This window comes from Cellulomonas composti, assembly GCF_007990245.1.
Taxonomy (GTDB): Bacteria; Actinomycetota; Actinomycetes; order Actinomycetales; family Cellulomonadaceae; genus Cellulomonas; species Cellulomonas composti.
Map to the genome: position 1 here is coordinate 232,975 of NZ_BJWG01000004.1, position 18,061 is coordinate 251,035.

At 74.1% G+C, this 18,061-nt stretch carries 13 protein-coding genes and 1 tRNA gene; 6 read left to right on the forward strand and 8 right to left on the reverse strand.

The window, feature by feature from the left end:
• A complete protein-coding gene (locus CCO02nite_RS06570; protein ID WP_146842326.1) occupies positions 1-1,017 on the reverse strand; it encodes a zinc-dependent alcohol dehydrogenase in 1,017 nt (338 codons plus the stop codon).
• A gap of 130 nt (positions 1,018-1,147) precedes the next feature.
• Here CCO02nite_RS06570 and CCO02nite_RS06575 point away from each other — a divergent pair, with 130 nt between their 5' ends.
• Complete coding sequence (locus CCO02nite_RS06575) at positions 1,148-1,945, forward strand: IclR family transcriptional regulator (RefSeq protein ID WP_146842327.1); 798 nt, start codon at positions 1,148-1,150, stop codon at positions 1,943-1,945.
• 72 nt (positions 1,946-2,017) lie between these two features.
• On the opposite strand, the gene CCO02nite_RS06580 is transcribed toward CCO02nite_RS06575, so the two are convergent.
• The 6 genes from CCO02nite_RS06580 to CCO02nite_RS06605 all read right to left on the reverse strand — a co-directional run bounded on the left by CCO02nite_RS06580 (position 2,018) and on the right by CCO02nite_RS06605 (position 9,213).
• Positions 2,018-2,965 carry a DMT family transporter gene (locus CCO02nite_RS06580; RefSeq protein ID WP_146842328.1) on the reverse strand — a complete coding sequence of 316 codons (948 nt, stop codon included), beginning with the start codon at positions 2,963-2,965 and terminating at the stop codon, positions 2,018-2,020.
• Between the two features lie 214 nt (positions 2,966-3,179).
• Positions 3,180-3,253 (reverse strand) — tRNA-Met (locus CCO02nite_RS06585).
• 149 nt (positions 3,254-3,402) lie between these two features.
• On the reverse strand, positions 3,403-4,398 hold the full coding sequence (locus CCO02nite_RS06590) for a DMT family transporter (RefSeq protein ID WP_246117393.1): 996 nt from the start codon (positions 4,396-4,398) through the stop codon (positions 3,403-3,405).
• Between the two features lie 118 nt (positions 4,399-4,516).
• On the reverse strand, positions 4,517-6,415 hold the full coding sequence (locus CCO02nite_RS06595; protein ID WP_146842330.1) for a pectate lyase-like domain-containing protein: 1,899 nt from the start codon (positions 6,413-6,415) through the stop codon (positions 4,517-4,519).
• Positions 6,416-6,585: 170 nt separating this feature from the next.
• Complete coding sequence (locus CCO02nite_RS06600) at positions 6,586-8,181, reverse strand: DUF2079 domain-containing protein (RefSeq protein ID WP_186812598.1); 1,596 nt, start codon at positions 8,179-8,181, stop codon at positions 6,586-6,588.
• A 42-nt stretch (positions 8,182-8,223) separates the two neighbouring features.
• Positions 8,224-9,213, reverse strand: coding sequence for a hypothetical protein (locus CCO02nite_RS06605; protein ID WP_146842332.1), 990 nt, complete (start codon positions 9,211-9,213; stop codon positions 8,224-8,226).
• Between the two features lie 223 nt (positions 9,214-9,436).
• Here CCO02nite_RS06605 and CCO02nite_RS06610 point away from each other — a divergent pair, with 223 nt between their 5' ends.
• From CCO02nite_RS06610 to CCO02nite_RS15640, 4 genes are all read left to right on the forward strand, one after another.
• Positions 9,437-10,429: a DUF389 domain-containing protein gene (locus CCO02nite_RS06610; protein WP_146842333.1), complete on the forward strand. Its 993-nt coding sequence runs from the start codon at positions 9,437-9,439 to the stop codon at positions 10,427-10,429.
• An 81-nt stretch (positions 10,430-10,510) separates the two neighbouring features.
• Entirely contained in the window at positions 10,511-11,143 is a 633-nt protein-coding gene (locus CCO02nite_RS06615) for a PadR family transcriptional regulator (protein WP_146842334.1), read from the forward strand.
• A gap of 11 nt (positions 11,144-11,154) precedes the next feature.
• A complete protein-coding gene (locus tag CCO02nite_RS06620; RefSeq protein ID WP_222593161.1) occupies positions 11,155-11,880 on the forward strand; it encodes an ABC transporter ATP-binding protein in 726 nt (241 codons plus the stop codon).
• Entirely contained in the window at positions 11,880-14,651 is a 2,772-nt protein-coding gene (locus tag CCO02nite_RS15640) for an FtsX-like permease family protein (RefSeq protein WP_186812599.1), read from the forward strand. The genes CCO02nite_RS06620 and CCO02nite_RS15640 overlap by 1 nt, the downstream gene beginning before the upstream one ends.
• A gap of 58 nt (positions 14,652-14,709) precedes the next feature.
• Here the strand turns inward: CCO02nite_RS15640 and CCO02nite_RS06630 are convergent, their stop codons facing one another.
• Complete coding sequence (locus CCO02nite_RS06630) at positions 14,710-15,633, reverse strand: DNA-3-methyladenine glycosylase family protein (RefSeq protein WP_146842336.1); 924 nt, start codon at positions 15,631-15,633, stop codon at positions 14,710-14,712.
• A gap of 830 nt (positions 15,634-16,463) precedes the next feature.
• Here CCO02nite_RS06630 and CCO02nite_RS06635 point away from each other — a divergent pair.
• A complete protein-coding gene (locus CCO02nite_RS06635; protein WP_246117395.1) occupies positions 16,464-17,753 on the forward strand; it encodes a mechanosensitive ion channel family protein in 1,290 nt (429 codons plus the stop codon).
• Positions 17,754-18,061 lie beyond the last annotated feature (308 nt).

Consider the following 18,061-nt stretch of genomic DNA (forward strand, 5'->3'; position numbering starts at 1 on the left):
TCAGAGCCGCGGGTCGACGTGCACCTTCGGGCCGGCGCCCGCGCCGGCCGGTCGTCCGTCTGCGAGCACGTCCGCGACCTCGTCGAGCCCGACGGTCGCCGCGACGAGCGGTCGCGGGTCCACCCGCCCGGACGCGTAGAGGTCGACGGTGCCCTGCAGCCCGCCGGACGCGGACAGCACCCCGACCGCGGTGACGTCCTGTAACAGCAGGTCGCGCGTGTCGATCCGGCTGGGCGTGTCCGAGATCCCGACGAGGACGACGCGGCCACCGGGTTCGACGAGCCGCGCGGCCAGCGCGGGCGAGCCCGCGTCGTTCGACGCGTCGACGACCGCGTCGAACGGTGTGGTGCGGTCCAGCGTCTCGACGGTCGTGACGTGCTCGAGCCCGAGCCCTGCGGCGAAGTCGCGTGAGCGCTGCGACCGGCCGAGCACGTGCACCTGAGCACCGTGGGCCCGTGCGATGAGCGCGACGAGCAGTCCGATCGTGCCCGCGCCGATCACCAGGACGCGCGCACCGTCGCTCACCGCCGCACCCGTGACGGAGCGCAGCGCGCTGCCGCCGGGCTCGACGAGCGCGCCGAGGGTCGCGTCGACCGTGTCCGGCAGCGGCACGAGCGCGGTGGCCGGCACGGGGAGGCGCTCGGCGAGCGCGCCGGGCCAGCCGTGCCGGATCCCGATCTCGTACCGGTCGGCGCACAGGTGCTGACGACCCGTTGCACAGCGGTGGCACGCGCGGCAGCCGAGCATCGTGTCGCCGGTGACGCGCCGGCCGAGCCACGCCTCGTCGACGCCGTCGCCGACCTCGACGACCCGACCGCTCCACTCGTGCCCGATCCGGATGGGGTAGGCGGCGTCGCCGGAGGCGAGGTACGCCATCCCGCCGGAGTAGAACTCGCTGTCGGTGCCGCAGACGCCCGCCCGCTCCACCTCGACGACCACCACCCCCGGCGCGGCCTGCGGCTCGGGCACCTCCTGGACCGCGGCGCGGCCCGGCGCGGTGATGACGAACGCGCGCATCTGTACTCCCCATGACGACGACTCGCAGCGAGTCTAGTCAGCGTTCAGATTGCCTGTAGCCAGTGCTGATAGACGGAAAGGGAGCGGATCAGCGTTCCGATCAGTGGAAGCCGCGACTAGGCTGGCGCTCGTGCCCGACGAGACCGCGCCCGAGACGACCGCGCCCGACGCGACCGCGCCGCACGGGGCTGTCGACCGGCTCGTCGGCGCAGACCGCGTCCTGGCCGTGCTCGTCGAGCTGGCCCGGCGCCCCGAGGGTGCGACGCTCGACGACCTCGCCCGGGCCGTGGCGAGCCCCAAGTCGACCGTCCATCGCGCGCTCACCGCTCTGACGCGCGCCAAGCTCGCGAGCCGGCCCGCCACCGGGCAGTACGCGCTCGGCGACGAGTTCCTGCGCCTGGCGTTCGCCTACCACGACGCCCGGCCCGAGCACGTGCGGATCCAGCCCGTGCTGCGGGCGCTCGCGGAGCGCTACGGCGAGACCGCCCACTACGCCGTCCTCGACGGCGACGAGGTGGTGTACCGCGCCAAGGTCGACCCCCCGTCGGGCGCCATACGGCTCACCTCGACCATCGGCGGGCGCAACCCGGCCCGCTCCACGGCGGTCGGCAAGCTCCTGCTGGCCCTCGCGCTGCCCGACGACGGGGCCGCGCGCGACTGGGCGCGAGCGCACCCCCAGCCGCCCCGCACGCCACGGACCGTCGTGGACGACGATGCGTTCGTCGTCGACCTCGCACGGACCCGCGCCCGTGGGTACGCGGTCGACGACGAGGAGAACGAACTCGGGATCGTCTGCCTGGCCGTCCCCGTCTCGCTCGGCGCAGTCACCGGCGCCGTGAGCGTCTCCGCGCTCGCCTACCGCACCCCGCTCGCCCGCCTCGTCGCAGACGTCCCGACGATCCAGCTCCTGGTCGCCGGAGGCGCCTGATCCCTGCCGCGGTCCCGGGTGCGCCCAGGCCCGCGCACCGGCCGGGTGCGGGCCAGGTCCGGATCAACCACGTCAGGACGCGGCGACCACGCGATGGCGAGATGGCAGCACGACGAGCAGGGTCGCGCCGGTGACCAGGACGACCGCCAAGAACGTCGCCCAGCTCGTGGCCACGTCGGTGGCGAGGTCGACCAGCACGGCGGTGACCATCTGTCCGACGACGACTCCGAGCGACAGCGCGAACGTGCCGAGGTGGCGGATCGCCCACGCGGCGCACACGGTGATCGCGGCACCCAGCGGTCCGCCCAGGTAGAGCCACCACTCGCCCGGCAGGTGCACACCGTCCAGGTGACCCGTCGCGGCTGCGATGCCGAGCAGTAGGGTCACGGCAGCCGTGCCTCCCGCCGACGAGGTCAGCGCCGGCAGCACCGGGTTGCCCGACAGCTGCGTGACCCGGCCGTTGCCCGCCTGCTGACCGGACAGGAGCATCCCGGCGACGAAGATCGCCACGCCGAGGGCAACGGCCTGCGCGAGGTTCGTCGTCGGGACCGCACCCACCGCGACCACGAGGCCGGTGATGGCGACCAGTGCCGCGACGAGGCGGCGGCGCGTCAGTCGCAGCGCCGCGGGCAGCCCGACCCCGCGCGAGTCCAGGGCCAGCCCCGAGACGGTCTGGCCGGCGACCGCGCACACGGAGGCGATCGCCACGCCCACGATCGGGATCCCGATCGCGAACATGATGACGATCGGCACGCCGCACAAGCCCACCGCGTACCACCACCACCGCGCGTCGTGGACGAGGGTGCGCGCGGTGCGCGCCGCGCGCCCCTGCACGACGAGCACGATCGCGGTGGTCACCAGCGTGCCGACGTAGCTGAGCCAGGTCGAGACGAGCGCGCCCGCGCCCGCGCTCGAGAGGTCCCCGTTGAATCGGCCCTGCACCGCGACCAGTGCTCCGGACAGGGCCGCCACCAGGACGGCCGGCACGACGAGAACGCGCGGCGCCTCGGTCGTCGTCACCCTCGTGACTGTAGCTGTGTGCCGCGCACGCTCACGGGCACCGGGCGGGAGCAAGAAAGGCTCGCGGTCCGCGGACGCGTTCGGGATCCCCGGTCTGCCGAGGTGATGAGCGCCGTCCAGGTGGTCGCCGGCCGTGCCGAGCGAAGGCTCCGTGAACGTCAGAGGCCCTCTCGCTCTTCGGAGCGAAAGGGCCTCTGACCTGCACTTCTACTTGTAGCGGGGGCAGGATTTGAACCTGCGACCTCTGGGTTATGAGCCCAGCGAGCTACCGAGCTGCTCCACCCCGCGTCGGCTTGGTTACTCTACGTGACACCCGGACCTCGGCCAAATCGGTCCGGGGTGACCTGCGTCGCACGAGGGTGTTTGCGCAGGTCAGGCCGCTACTAGCGAAGCGGGACGTCGGAGAGCAGCGGCCGTGCTGGCCGCACGGGCTGGGTCTAGCGGGGCGCCGGGACGGGCGCCGCCTCCCGATCGGCCCGAGCGCGACGAGCACCGCGCGACGAGAGCGTGCCCTGCGCGACGACCACGCCCAGCACCACCAGCAGCCCGCCGACGGGCTCGTACCACTCGAGGTGCTCGTCGAGGACGAGCATGCCCAGGACGACGCCGACGACCGGCGTCAGGTAGGTGACGGTCGAGGCGCGCTGGGCGCCCCATGCGGCGACGACCTGCGTGTTCCAGACGTACGCGAGGCCGGTGCCGAGCACGCCGAGCAGCACCATGCACACGACGACGGACGTGGTCAGGTGGACGGGCGTGCGGGCGACGAACGGCGCGAGCAGCAGCGCGACGACGGCGGCGCAGCCGACCTGGCCGGCGGCGACGGTGACGGACGGCAGGTGCAGCGGCGTGACGAAGCGCCGCAGGTAGGTCATGCCGAGGCCGTAGCAGGCGGTCGCGCCCAGGCAGGCGAGCACGGCGGACAGGGGAGCGGCGTCCACGAGGTCGCCCACGTAGGTCCAGGGTCCGACGATCACGACGACGCCGACCGCGCCGACGACGAGCCCGAGGCGCTGGCGGCGGGTGAGGCGCTCGGCGGGCAGGAGGGCCGCGGCGGCGCCGGCGGTCATGAGCGGCGTCGTGGCGTTGAGGATGCTCGAGAGGCCGGAGGCCAGGTGCTGGCCGGCCCACGCGAACGCGAGGAACGGCAGGACGCACAGCAGCACGCCGATGACCAGCAGGTGCCCCCACACGCGCGGGCTGCGCGGCCAGGCGCGCCGGGAGAGGGCCGCGACGACGACGAGCGCGAGGGCGCCGAGCAGGATGCGGCCGATCGCGACCTGCGGCGCCGACAGTCCCTCGAGCGCGACCTTCATGAACAGGAAGCTCGAGCCCCAGATCAGCGCGTTGGCGACGTACTGGGCGGCGACGAGTTGCGAGGCAGCGGCCGGGGCAGAGACCGGAGCAGAGTCAGGAGCAGGGTCGGGGGGCACGCGACGACGATCCATGACGGGGCCGCCCCGGGCAACCCGGTTCCTGCCGCTCGTCGTCGACTTCCTGCCGCACGTCGGCGGGGTGCGGACGCCGGCCCGCACCCCGCCGACGTCAGGCTCAGGGCGCCGGGTACTCGACGACCGCGTCCCACGTGGACCCGCCGGGTGCGGGGACCACGGGACCGCCGACGCCGTTGACGATCGAGTCGATCGTGCCCGCGTCGTTGAGCGAGACCGCGACCATGTGGTGCAGCTTCACGCCGGAGCGCTTCGGCACCTCGAACGCCTGCGTCAGGTGCAGCGTGGGGTCGACGTTCGTGTAGATGTACGCGCCCAGGCCCCAGGCCTCGTGCGTGCGCACCTTGTCGGACACCTTGTAGGCGGCCCAGCCGAGCGTCGAGCCGTGCTTCCACGCGGCCTGGTTCGGCGCGTCGTAGGGCAGCTCGTTCTGGAAGAAGATCGTGCGCCCGCGCTCGCCGTTCCACACGACGTTGTACTTCTGGAAGTGCTCGGAGAACAGGCCGGTGGCGAGCACGTCGTCGCCGTTGACCAGCACGCCGGTCTCGGCCTTGTTGACGGTCCAGCCGACGCCCTCGCCGTGGTCCGCGCGCCACGCCCAGGTGTGGTCGATCACGGTGCGGTCGGCGTTCACGACGAGGCTCTGGGTCGCCGAGCCGGCGTGCGCGCCGCCGATCCGGAAGAACACGTCCTGCAGGACGATCGGGTCGCGGTTCCAGGGACGGGGCCAGCCGCCGCCGTGCTGCGCGGAGAACCGGCCGTGGTGCCCGGATCCGACGACGAGCAGCGCGGGCGAGGTCTTGGCGCCGGCGTCGAACATGATGCCGGCGACGTCGATGCCTGCCTCGTCGGACGTCGTCATGGCGATGTTCCCGCGCGTGGGGACGATCGAGGCGAGGCCCAGGCCGAGCACGATCGTGTTCGCGCGCTTGACGTCGATCGACGAGGTCGTCGAGTAGATGCCCGGCGTGAGCAGCAGCTGGCGGCCGCGGTCGAGCTGCGCGTTGATCGTGCGCGCGCTGTCGCCGGGCTTGGCGACGTAGAACGACGACAGCGGGATCGAGCGCCCCTTCGTCGTACCCGAACGCCACGACACGTCGCTCGAGGCCGTGCGGATCGCGGGGACGAAGACGTTCCACTTCCCGCGGGCGTCGACGTACAGGAACGGCTTCTCGCGCGAGACCGGGGTGCTCGCGAGCGTCGTGTACTTGTCGGAGTTCTGGCCGGCCAGGAAGTTGTCCGCAGGGGCGCCGACGACGCCCGAGAACACCTGGTTCCACACGGCGTTCGACCAGCTCGCGACCGACGAGTCCCGCACGTAGAACTGCTGCTGGCTGCCGTTGACGGTGGTCGGCAGGTCCGAGTCGGCGATGTAGCCGCCGGATGCGTAGGACGGGCCGGAGCAGTAGTCCATCAGCGAGAACGTGCCGCCCGTGATGTGCACGCGCCGCATCGGCGCGGCCTGCGAGACGGCCCAGAAGTTGGCGGTCGCGTGGCAGCCGTCGTCCGCTCCGACCGCGGAGTAGACGATCGACAGGTTGGACAGTGAGCGCCAGAAGTTGGTCAGCGCGACGCAGTTGCCGCCAGCACCGTCCAGGCAGCGGTTGTAGACCTCGACCGCGCCGTTGATGACGACGTCGTCGGGGGACAGGCCCAGGCCTGCGACCTCGGTGTAGTAGCCGACCTTGATGCGCAGCGGCGCGTCGGGTGTGCCGTACGTGCCGGGCTTGAACAGCAGCGCGTAGCGGCCGTCGCCGAACTCGTCGGCGACCTGCTGGTCGTAGATCTCGGCGGCCTTCGCGGCGATGTCCGCGGTCGGCATGCTGGGGTCGAACACGGTGACGTTGGGCCCCAGGTCGGGTTCCGACGAGGGTGGCGACGGGTGGTGACCGCCGCCGGCCTGCGCCGCGGGGGCGACGATCAGGCTCACGACGAGCGCGCCGGCGGCGGCGAGCGCGAGCGCGGCGGGGCGAAGTGCACGGGGGCTGCGCAATGACATGGTCTCTCCCTGGCGGCGGCGTTGCCGACGAGGTGGGGCGGCCCGCCCGGGATCGGGCGGAACCGGCATACCGGACAGCACCCCACCGAACACCCGCAGTGGTCACGTGTCAACGGGTGTCGCCCCGGGCGACCGGAAGCGCTCGCCGAGCCGCCGGCACCGCCCCGACGTCAGTCGACGCGGTGCACCAGGCGGAAGCTGCCCTGGGTGTCGACCAGCTCCCACGTCGTGCCGGGGAAGCGGTCCTGCGCGAACTGGACGAGATCGCCGATCGCCGTGTTCCAGCCGCCGCCCCAGTCGTCGATGAGCAGGTAGTCGGGGGTCGGGTTGCCCGCGTTGCCCACGTAGAACACGTCGTCGCGGTCGACGAGGTAGCTCATCAGGCCGATGTCGGTCTCGACGACCGCGTCGTCGGGGATCTGCGCGAGGATCGCCTGCGCGGCGGTCTCGCGGCCCGAGCCGGCGTAGTACTCGGGCTCGACCAGGCGCGCCAGCGCGAGCTGCGGCGTGAACAGCGCGGCGATCACGACCGCCACCGGCACGGCGGCCACGGCGTAGCGCCGGAGCCAGGCCCGCGGCGATCGTCGGGACAGGACCACGCCGTCCAGCAGCGCGACGAACGCGATCGGCATGAGCACCGCGGAGTAGTGCCACAGGTGCCCGTAGTACGCGTCGTTGTCCGCCCAGAACCGCCACACGAGCGTCGGCACCGCGACGAGCAGGACGGGCGAGCGCAGCCCGACGAAGCCCGTGATCGCGACGAGCATGAGCACCGTGCTGATCTTGCGGCCGTCGTCGAACAGGAGCGTGAAGGCGGTCCACGGGTGCGTGAGGATCCCGACGACGTCGATGCGCGAGCCGTAGTCCCACTGGTCGCCCGAGTTGAGCAGCGGGATCAGCACCGCGGTGCTCAGCACGGTCCAGCCGGCGCCCCACACCGAGAGCCACAGCGCGCGCAGGTCCCGGCTGCGCCACCACAGCACGACGCCGATGAGGATGACCGTCAGGCCCAGGTCCTCCTTGACGAAGACCAGGGGTGCGGCCCACAGCGCGCACGCCCACCAGCGTTCCCGCACGAGCGCGACGAGCGAGAGCGCGAGCAGCGGCACGGCGAACGCGATCTCGTGGAACTGCGCCGCGACCGCGCCGGCGATGCCGAAGCTCGCGGCGTACGCGAGCGTCAGCGCGGTGCCCTCGAGCCAGCCGACCACCCGCACGGCGTGCCGTCCGACGACGTACGCCGACAGCGCGAACAGCAGGTTCTGCACGACGAGCAGCGTCACCGCGCTCGGGAAGACCTTGTAGACGGGCCCGAGCACGACGAGCAAGGGGTGGAAGTGGTCGCCCAGCAGGTTGAACCCGTCACCCTTGATGTGCACGATCGGCGACTCGAGCGACGCGTACCGGCGCGCGAGCTGCGTGAAGATGCCCAGGTCCCACGACGGCACCTCGTAGCGGCTCCACTGCACCAGCGAGAACACCGTGTACGCGACGGCGGCGACGACGGACACGACGAGCGGGCCCAGCCACGGCCACCGGCCCTCTGCCGGGTGCAGCACGGGATCGGGCTCGGCCTCGATCGCGACCCCTGGCTCGGCGGTGCTCCCGAGGTCCGGCTCGAGGTCGGGCTCCAGGTCCGGCGCGAGGTCAGCCTCGGGACCCTGCTCCGGGTCGGCACCGGGCTCGGACTCGGAGGTCGGCCCGGTCGCGGGCACGGTCGCACCCGCCTCGTCGTCGGCCGCGGTACGGCCCTGCTGCACGGTCACCGGGGCATCATCGCAGGCCGCGGTGTGCACGGCGGTCGGGTGTCAGCCCACCGACACCCGGGGACGCGGGATCTCGTGGACGGGCGGCGTCACGGACTTGACCAGCTCGCCGAGCAGCCCGCGCCAGCAGCGGTCGACGTACGTGAGCTGTTCGGCGACCTCGTCGGGCGAGACGTGACCGGCGACGTCCTGGCCGTCGGCGGCGTCGAGCGCCACGTGCGCCCGCTGGATCATCAGACGCGCGGCGCGGTAGTGCGGCGTCTCCTGCTCACTGCGCGGGGTCGTCGCCTCGAGGACTCCCGCGGCCTCGTCGAAGAGCCAGCGGACGATGTCGATCGCGTGCGCACGCTCGGACAGCGACAGGCGCGGCGCGGTGTCGGCGACGGTCTCCACGACGGGCGACAGCGCGAGCCGCTGGATCGCGACGTCCAGCGCACCGGGCCGCAGCTGCGCCTCGAGCAGCAGGACCATCGACCGGGACAACGCGGCCTCGTCGTGCTCGCGCTGGCGGCGACGCGCACGAGACCGGCGCCGCCCGTCCTCCTGCTCGCGCAGCGCGGCCGCGCGCGCCTCGCGGTCGCGGCGCTCGGCCTCCTCGCGCATCTGGACGGCGTGCCGGGTGACGACCTCGACGGCCGTGCGCACCCGCTGCTCGGAGTCGGTCTGCGCGCGGGTGACGAGCTCGTGCGCGGCGGTGTTCATCGCGGCGGTGTGCCCCGCGTCGGTGTACCCGAACAGCGCGATGCGCCGCTCCTCGGCCCACAGCGTCGCGGTCTTGGCGTAGCCGGCGCGGGCGTAGCAGGCGGCCGTGCGGCCGCCGGCGTGGTGGTGCAGCCGCTCGAGGGTCTCGCGTGTCACGGGCAGCCGCTCGTGCACGACGATCGCCGCGAAGTCCGCTCCGACGAGGTCGAGCTGGGGGTCGTCGGGCTCGGACGTGACCCGCACGTCGAGGCGCGCGAGGACGACGCGCGCGTGACGCTCGGCCAGTCGTTCTGCCTCTCGCCACGCCGGATTGCGGCCCGCAGTGCTCACCCGTCCCACCTCCCCGAGACTCGACGCTAGGCGTTCACCCGGAAGGGTCGCGTGGGCCGCCCGTGTGACCCGACGGGTGAACTCCGTCGCGTACGCGTCACTCGAACGGCCGAACGATCGTACATACCAGGTCGAAAGTCCGTGGTCAACGTGCGCGCGGGTGTTCTCTCCGGTATCGGGGCGCCTGCCGGGACCGGGCGTCGGCCGGTGCCACAGTGGCGTCGTGCTGAGCCTGCGCGTCTCGACGCCGACCGAGCTGACGGCCCAGATCCGTGCCGTGCTCGAGGACGACGTCGGCGTGAGCGCCGTCGCGGTGCACCCGGGAGCGTCCGTGCAGCCCGCCGGGGACATCGTGACGGCCGACATCGCGCGCGAGGCCGCGAACGGGATCGTCGAGCAGCTCCTGGCGCTCGGTGTGCACCGCGAGGGCACGATGCAGCTCGTCCCGGTCGACACGTGGATGTCCCGTGCCGGGCTCGAGGCGGAGCTGGAGGCCCCCGGCAGCTCCGCCGACGCCGTGGTGTGGCCGTCGGTCGCGTTGCGCGCGTACGACGACTCCGAGCTGAGCTGGTCGTTCCTGTCCTTCATGATCCTGGCGACGCTGATCGCGTCGATCGCGATCGTCCTGGACTCGCAGATCCTGGTGATCGGCGCGATGGTGCTGGGTCCGGAGTTCGGCGCGGTCGCCGCGATGGGGGTCGGGCTCGTGCGACGGCGGTGGCGCCTGCTGCGGCGGGCGGTCGTGGCACTCGTCGTCGGGTTCACGGTCGCGATCATGGCGACGTTCGTCGCGGTGCTCGTCGGACGTGCGATCGGCTGGATCACGCTCGCGGACGTCACCGGTCCGCGGCCCGACACGCGGTTCATCTACCACCCCGACAAGTGGTCGCTCGTGGTGGCCGTGATCGCCGGCGCGGCCGGTGTGCTGTCGCTGACGTCCTCGCGGATGGGCGGGCTGACCGGCGTGTTCATCTCGGTCACGACGATTCCCGCGGCGGGCAACATCGCGGTCGCGCTCGCGTTCGGGCTGCCCGACGAGATCGGCTCGAGCACCGTCCAGCTCGTCGTGAACCTCGTCGGGATGGCGGTCGCGGGGTGGCTGACGCTGCTGGTGCAGCACCGGATGTGGTCGCGCGTCGACACGCGCCGGCTGCGGCGGTTCACGCGCCGCACGCTCGTCGACGCCCTCGACATCGAGCGCCCGCCCGCGGCCTGACGGTCGGCGTGTCCCTTGCGCCAGCTGTGGTTACTGCGTAACTTCCGGGTTACCGCGTAACCACGATCAGGGGGAGTCCGCATGTCCGTCCGACAGGGTCTGCTCGCGCTGCTGGCCGAGACGCCGATGCACGCGTACCAGATGCGCCAGCAGTTCGAGCACCGCACCGGCGGCACGTGGCCGCTCAACATGGGGCAGGTCTCCACGACGCTCGACCGCCTGGTGCGCGACGGCCTCGTCGAGCCCGCCGACACCGCCGACGCCGACGCGGAGGTGCAGCGGTACCACCTGACCGCCGCCGGACGCGACGAGCTGGCGACCTGGTGGGCCACGCCCGTCGTGCGCTCGACGCCCGCGCGCGACGAGCTGAGCATCAAGCTCGCGCTCGCGGTCAGCGCCCCCGGCGTGGACGTGCGCACCATCGTCCAGGCGCAGCGCACCGAGACCATGCGCGCGATGACCGACCTCACGCGGCTCAAGGCCGACCTGCCCGCGTCGGGCTGGAGCAGCGAGGACCTTGCGTGGTCGCTCGTGCTCGACCACCTGGTCTTCGCGGCCGAGGCCGAGGTGCGCTGGCTCGACCACGTCGAGTCGCGCGTCGCCCGGGCCGCGGCGGAGGGCGGCACGTCCGACGAGACAGCGGTCTCCCGGCGAGCCGCCGCGACCGCCCGGGCCACGGCTGCGACCGCCGCGGCGTCGGGCGGTGCGCGGTGAGCCGGCGGCCGCTGGGTCCGGTCCTGCTGAGCGTGCGTGGCGTGACGCGCGTGCACGGCACGGGGACGACCGCGGTGCGGGCGCTCGACGGCGTCGACCTCGACGTGCGCCTCGGCGAGCTCGTCGCCGTGATGGGCGCGTCCGGCTCGGGCAAGTCGACGCTGCTCAACATCGCGGGCGGCCTCGACACCCCGACGTCGGGCACCGTCGTGCTCGCGGGCGACGAGCTGAGCGGGCTCGACGTGAAGGCCCGCGCCCGCCTGCGCCGCCGGAGCGTCGGGTACGTGTTCCAGGACTTCAACCTCATCCCCGCGCTCACCGCCGCCGAGAACGTCTCGCTGCCTCGCGAGCTCGACGGCGTGCGCGTGCGCGCCGCGCGTCGCGAGGCGCTCGCGGCACTCGACGAGGTGGGGGTCGCCGACCTCGCGGACCGGTTCCCCGACGAGCTGTCGGGGGGCCAGCAGCAGCGCGTCGCGATCGCCCGCGCGCTCGTCGGACCCCGCCGGCTCGTGCTCGCGGACGAGCCGACCGGCGCGCTCGACTCGGCCACGGGCGAGGACGTCATGCGCGTCCTGCGTGCGCGCATCGATGCCGGCGCCGCCGGGCTGCTCGTCACGCACGAGCCGAGGTTCGCGGCGTGGGCCGACCGGACCGTGTTCGTGCGCGACGGCGTGGTCGTCGACGGCACCGGGTACGCGGCCGGGCCGGAGTCGCTGCTCGCGAGCGGCGTGCGCTGATGGCGCGTGGAGGCTGGCGCGCGGCGGGGCGGATCGCGCGCCGGGACGCCGCACGCGCCCGGGGCCGTTCGACGCTCGTCGCGGTGATGGTCGGTCTGCCCGTGCTCGTCGGGGTCGCGATGGCGACGCTGCTGCAGTCGTCGGTACCGTCGCCCGAGCGCCAGGTGCAGTTCGCGCTGGGCGACGACGCGCAGGCGACGATCCAGTACGTGGACGGCAAGGTCGAGATGGACGACCAGTTCAGTGGCGGCTGGGGCGCCTCCGACCTCGACGAGTCGATCGCGCCGACGGACCGCGCGGGAGTCGTGCGCGCCGCGCTCCCGTCGGGGGACGTCGCCGTCGAGGTCACGCAGCGACTGGTCCGCCCGGTCGCCGACGGCATCGCCTCCCGCTCGCGCCTCGTCGCCCTCGCCGCCCCGGCCGAGGCGCTGACCGACGTGCTGCGGGGCGACCTCGTGGCGGGCAGGCTGCCGACCGCACCCGACGAGGTCACGCTCGACCCGCGGTGGACGGCGAAGCTCGGCGTCGGCGTCGGCGACGCCGTCACGCTGCAGCCGGTCGACCTCGACGGCGAGGCCGACGGTGCAGCCGCGGACGTGCACGTCGTCGGTGTCGTCGACCCGTGGCCGGACCAGAGCGGTGTGCTCACCGTGCCCGGCGGCCTGCTCGCTGCACCCGTCGACGCGGAGCGGACCTGGGTGGTGCTCGGCCCCGAACCCGTGCGCTGGGACACCGCGCTGGCCCTCAACGACGTCGGGTTCCGCGTCTTCACACGGTGGGCGCTGCACGAGGACCGGCCCGCATCCGAGCTCGACCAGGGATCCTCGGCCGTCTCGTCCGGCACGCTGACGCTCGTCGCGGTGGGTGTCGCGATCGGCCTGCTCGAGGTCGTGCTGCTCGTCGGACCCGCGTTCGCGGTCGGCGCGCGGCGCCAGCAGCGCCAGCTCGCGCTGCTCGCTTCCGTCGGCGCCGAACGCCGCACGCTGCGGCAGGTCGTCCTGCTCGGCGGGCTCGTCGTCGGGGTCGGGGCGTCGGCGCTCGCCGCGCTGCTCGGCGTCGGCGTCGCGGCCGCGATCCAGGCCGTCGTGCGCGTCCGGGGCTCCTGGGCACTGCCCGACCTGCGCGTGCCCTGGCTCGTCGTGGGCGCGTTCGTCGTGCTCGGCGTGCTCGTGGCGGTCGCCGCCGCGTGGCTGCCCGCGCGCCGGGCCGCGCGGCTGGACGTCGTCGCCGCGCTCGCGGGCCGCCGGTCCGAGGCCCGTCCGCGACGCGGCCTCGCGGCGCTCGGCGTCGTGCTCGTCGGGCTCGGGCTCGTCGTCGCGACCTTCGGCGCGGTGCGCTCACGGTCCGTCGTGACCGTCGGCGGCGTGCTCGTGGTGCAGATCGGCATCGTCATGGCATCCGGCGGGATCGTCTCGCTCGTCGGACGGCTCGCGCCGCACCTGGGTGTCGCGGGACGCATCGCCGTGCGCGACGCCGCCCGCCAGCGCGGCCGGACCGCGCCGGCCGTGGCCGCGGTCGTCGCCGCCGTCGCCGGTGCGGTCGCCGCGGGCGCGTTCTTCTCGTCGCGCGACGTCGCGCAGGAGTCCGCGTACGTCCCCGCCGCGCGCGAGGGCATCGTGCTGGTCAGCGAGTGGTACCGCGACGACTTCCTCGCTGCCGACCCGGCCGCCACGGACGCGGACGTCACCACTCACGACGAGCTCGTCGCGCGTGCCGACGAGCTCGAGGCGTGGGCCCGGCGCAGCTTCGACGTCGGGAGCAGCGTGCGCGTGCGGATGCCCGTGCTGCCCGACGACGCCGACGGCGCGTGGCTCTCGGTCCTGGCCGAGCGAGCGCCCGAGCAGGAGTGCCCCGTGCCGCCCGACGCCACGCCCGCGCAGGCCCGCGCGCTGGCCGGCGACCCCCGCTGCGCCGGGCTGTGGTCCTCGACGACGTACGCCGACACCGGGTACATCACGCCGGACGGCACGAACGGGGTGTTCGTCGACGACGGGACGCTCGTCGCGGTGCTCGGGCTGCCGGGAGCCGACGAGGCCGCCGCCGCGCTCGCGGCCGGGCAGGTCGTCGTGACCTCGCCCGTGGACCTGTGGCCCGACGGCGCCGTGCACCTGGCGGCCTCGGCCAGCGACCTGGACGGCAAGCAGACCTTCGACGCGGCGGTCGTCGCGCCCGGGTTCGTCGCACCCGGGCTGGCGGCGTGGCACCTGATCATGCCGCCCGGCGTCGCGCAGGACCTGGGTCTGCGGGCCGAGCCGGTGGGGCTCGTCGTGGCCACCGCGAGCACGCCCGACCAGAAGGAGATCGACGCGGCGCAGGGGGCCGCGCCGACCTACGCCTGGGTCACGCTGGAGGACGGCCCACCGGGCGGGTACGGCATCGTCGTCCTGATCCTCGTGCTCGGCGCCGCGGTGCTCGGGCTCGCGGCGACCGGGATCGCCGTCGCGCTCTCGTCGGCCGAGTTCACGCCCGACCTCGCGACGCTCGCCGCGGTCGGTGCCGCTCCCGCGGCCCGGCGGCGCGTCGCAGCGGCCCAGGCGGGCGTCGTCGCGATCGTCGGGACGTGGCTGGGCGCTGCGGCCGGTCTGCTGCTCGCGCAGGTGCTCGTCACCGCCGCGCGCTACGACGACCCGTGGACGATCGACGTCGCGCTCGTCCTGCGCGTGCCGTGGGGGATCGTGCTGGGCGTGGTCGTCGGGCTGCCGCTGCTCGCGATGACCGGCGCGTACGTGCTCACGCGGGCTCGGCTGCCGATGGTCCGTCGGCTGGGCTGACGTAGCCGGCGCGGTGCTCGGAACGGTTCGCGGCACCGTCGTCGGCCCTGGTCCCGATTCAGCGCTCGTACGCGGCCGCATTCCACAGGTGCTGCGCGGCGTAGGCGCGCCACGGTGACCACGCCGCGCCGGCGGCCGCGACCTGTGCGGGGGTCTTCACCCCGAGCGCGCGGCGCAGCACCAGGTCGCCGGTGGGGAACGCGTCGCGGTCCGCGAGCACCCGCAGCGCGAGGTACTCGACCGTCCACGGACCGATCCCCGGGACGGCCAGGAGACGCCGGCGGGCCTCGTCGCGCGCGTCGGGCTCGTTGTGGGCGGTCAGCGCCAGGCCGTCCTGGCACGCCTGCGCGAGCGCGACGAGCGTGCGGGCGCGCGCCGCCGGGACGCGCACGGCGGCGCGGACCTCGTCGGGGTCCGCGTGCGCGATCGTCGCGGGCGTCGGGAAGAGCGTCAGGTCCGCGGCCCCGGGCGTGCCGTACGCGGCCGCGAGCCGGCCCGTGAACACGCGGGCCGCGGCGAGGCTGACCTGCTGACCCAGCACCGTCTGGGCCGCGACCTCGAACCCGTCGACGTGGCCGAGCAGGCGCAGGTGCGGACGGCGCGCCACGAGCGACGCGAGCGTCGGGTCGCGCGCGAGGTCCGACGAGATCACCGCGAGGTCGTCGTCCAGGTGGAACCAGCGCCGCGCGAGATCGGTGGCACCTTCGTCGAGCGGAGTGTCCGAGCGCACCTCGACGTCGTCGGGCGCGAGGTGCGCGACGACGCGGACCGGACCGTGCGCCGTGCGGACGAGCCGCTCGACCGTGCCGGCCCGGCCGTCCGGCGCGGTCGTGACGCGTTCGACGCCGGGGACCGCGTGCGCGGCGAGTGTCGCGAGCAGCGGCTGCACGTCGAGCGGCACGCGCAGGTGCGTGTGCAGCTGGCCGGACGCGGGCGTGGACGCGGGCGCGGAGGTACCGGCGGGGCGGGGCGTGTCAGGCATCGACTCGCACGCTAGCCGGGTGCGCGCTCGCGCGGGGATCGCCGAGCGCGCGACGAGGTGCTCGCCCGGCGTGAGCTCGGTCGTGGTGCGCGAGCTCGGTCGTGGTTCATCTACGGACCCCTGCGGCGTCTGCGGACCGTGGGGACGTCGCCGGAGGGTGCGGTGGCGGGGTCCGTAGACGCTAGCGCTGTCCGTGGACGCTAGCGCTGTCCGTGGACTCCGGCGCTGTCCGTGGACGGCGGCGTGGTCCGCGGGTGCGGGGTGGTCCGTGGCTGCATCGGGCGGGGCCGTGGTGCGCTCCTGGGCCAGTTCTCATCTGCGGACCCTTGCGGCGTCTGCGGACGGTGGGGGCGTCGCCGGAGGGTGCGGTGGCGGGGTCCGTAGACGCTGGCGCTGTCCGTGGACGCTGGCGCTGTCCGTGGACGCTGGAGGGGTCCGTGGACGCTGGGGTGGTCCGTGGGCGCTGGCCGGGTCCGTAGACGCTGGGGTGGTCCGTGGCGGCGTCGGGCGGGGCCGTGGTGTGGTCCTGGCCTGTTCTCATCTGCGGACCCTTGCGGTGTCTGCGGACAGTGGGGGCGTCACCGGACGGTGCGGTGGCGGGGTCCGTGGACGCTGGCGCTGTCCGTGGACGCTGGAGGGGTCCGTGGACGCTGGGGTGGTCCGTGGGTGCGGGGGTGGTCCGTGGTTGCATCGGGCGGGGTCGGGGTGTGCGCCTGGGCGGCTTCTTGCTCGGGAATGGTCGTGGTGCTGATGCCCGGGGTGGCTTCGCGCGCTGGTGCGTTCGTCTCGATGCGCGACCGGGTGTCGGGGCGGGCGTCTAGTGTGGCCGCGTGCGATTCGTCCTGTTCTCCGCCGCGACCACAGCGGCCGACGAGGAGGACGCGGTCGACGTGCTCGTGTCGCTGCTCGCCGTGGCGGTCGGTGTCGTCGTCGCGTTCGTGCTGTCGGCACTCGTCGGTGCGCTGGTGCGGCGGGCCGCGCGGACCTCGGCGGTCGCCGCGGACCTGACGCGGCGCTCGCGGCTTCCGTTGCGTGCCGTGCTCGTCGTGGTCGCGGTGTGGCTCGCGTTGCGGTGGTCGACCGAACCGGCCGACTGGCGCGACGTCATCGAGCACCTGCTCGTGATCCTGCTGATCATCGCCGTGACGTGGCTCGTCGGGAGCCTGGCGTTCGTGCTCGAGGACGCTGCGCTCGCGCGCTACCGGCTCGACGTCGCGGACAATCGGCACGCCCGCCGCGTGCGCACGCAGGTCCAGGTGCTGCGCCGGCTCACCGTCGCGGTGCTCGTGGTGTGCGCGCTCGGGGGCATCGCGTTGACGTTCCCGGGAGCGCGCGCGTTCGGGGCCAGCCTGCTCGCCTCCGCCGGGCTGCTGTCGATCGTCGCGGGGCTCGCGGCGCAGAGCTCGCTCGCGAACATGTTCGCCGGCGTGCAGCTCGCGTTCACGGACGCGATCCGCGTCGACGACGTCGTCGTGGTCGACGGGCAGTGGGGGCGGATCGAGGAGATCACGCTCACGTACGTCGTCGTGCACGCGTGGGACGACCGCCGGCTGATCCTGCCGTCGACCTACTTCACGACGACGCCCTTCGAGAACTGGACCCGGCGCCAGGCGGACCTGCTCGGCACGGTCGAGCTCGACCTCGACTGGCAGGTCCCCGTCGAGGCGATGCGGGCCGAGCTCGCGCGTCTGCTCGACTCGACCGAGCTGTGGGACCGGCGGGTCGGTGTCCTGCAGGTCACCGACGCGGTCGGTGGCACCGTGCGCGTGCGCGCGCTGGCTTCCGCCGCCGACGCCCCGACGCTGTGGGACCTGCGCTGCCACGTGCGCGAGGGGCTGCTGGCGTGGCTGCAGCAAGCAGCGCCCGAGGCGCTGCCGCGCTCGCGTTGGCAGACCGTGACCGCGCCCGAGGCGGTCGAGCCCGCGGCGCCGCCGATCACCTCGCCGCTGCCGCTCCCGGGCGTGTGGGCAGGGCCCGACGACACGCAGCGCCTGACCGTCGGCGCCAAGGACGCCCGGCTCTTCACCGGCTCGATCGAGGCGCTCGAGCGGTCCGAGCACTTCCGCGGCCCGGGCCAGGACGTCATCGACGAGCGCGAGCACAACGCCGAGGGCCGCTGAGCGCGAGCGCGACGGCTGCGGCCGCCGGCGGGCCGGACGGATCGGCGGACCGGTCGTGTCAGTGGTCGCCAGTAGGGTGAACACATGTTCGAATCGGGCCCCGGGGTGATTGCCGCTGAGCGGTCGGCCACGCCTGTGTGCCCCGTGCGGGAGCGGCCTGTTGAACCGGTCCCCTCGTGGTGGTCGGCGCCGGACGACGACGCACAGGTTCCTGGCTGGCTTGACGCGCCGGAGCTGGGTGCGGGCGCGTGCGGGTGGTGCGGGGCGCCGGGCGCGTGCGGGTGCGCGTGGCCGGTGGGTGCTCGTCC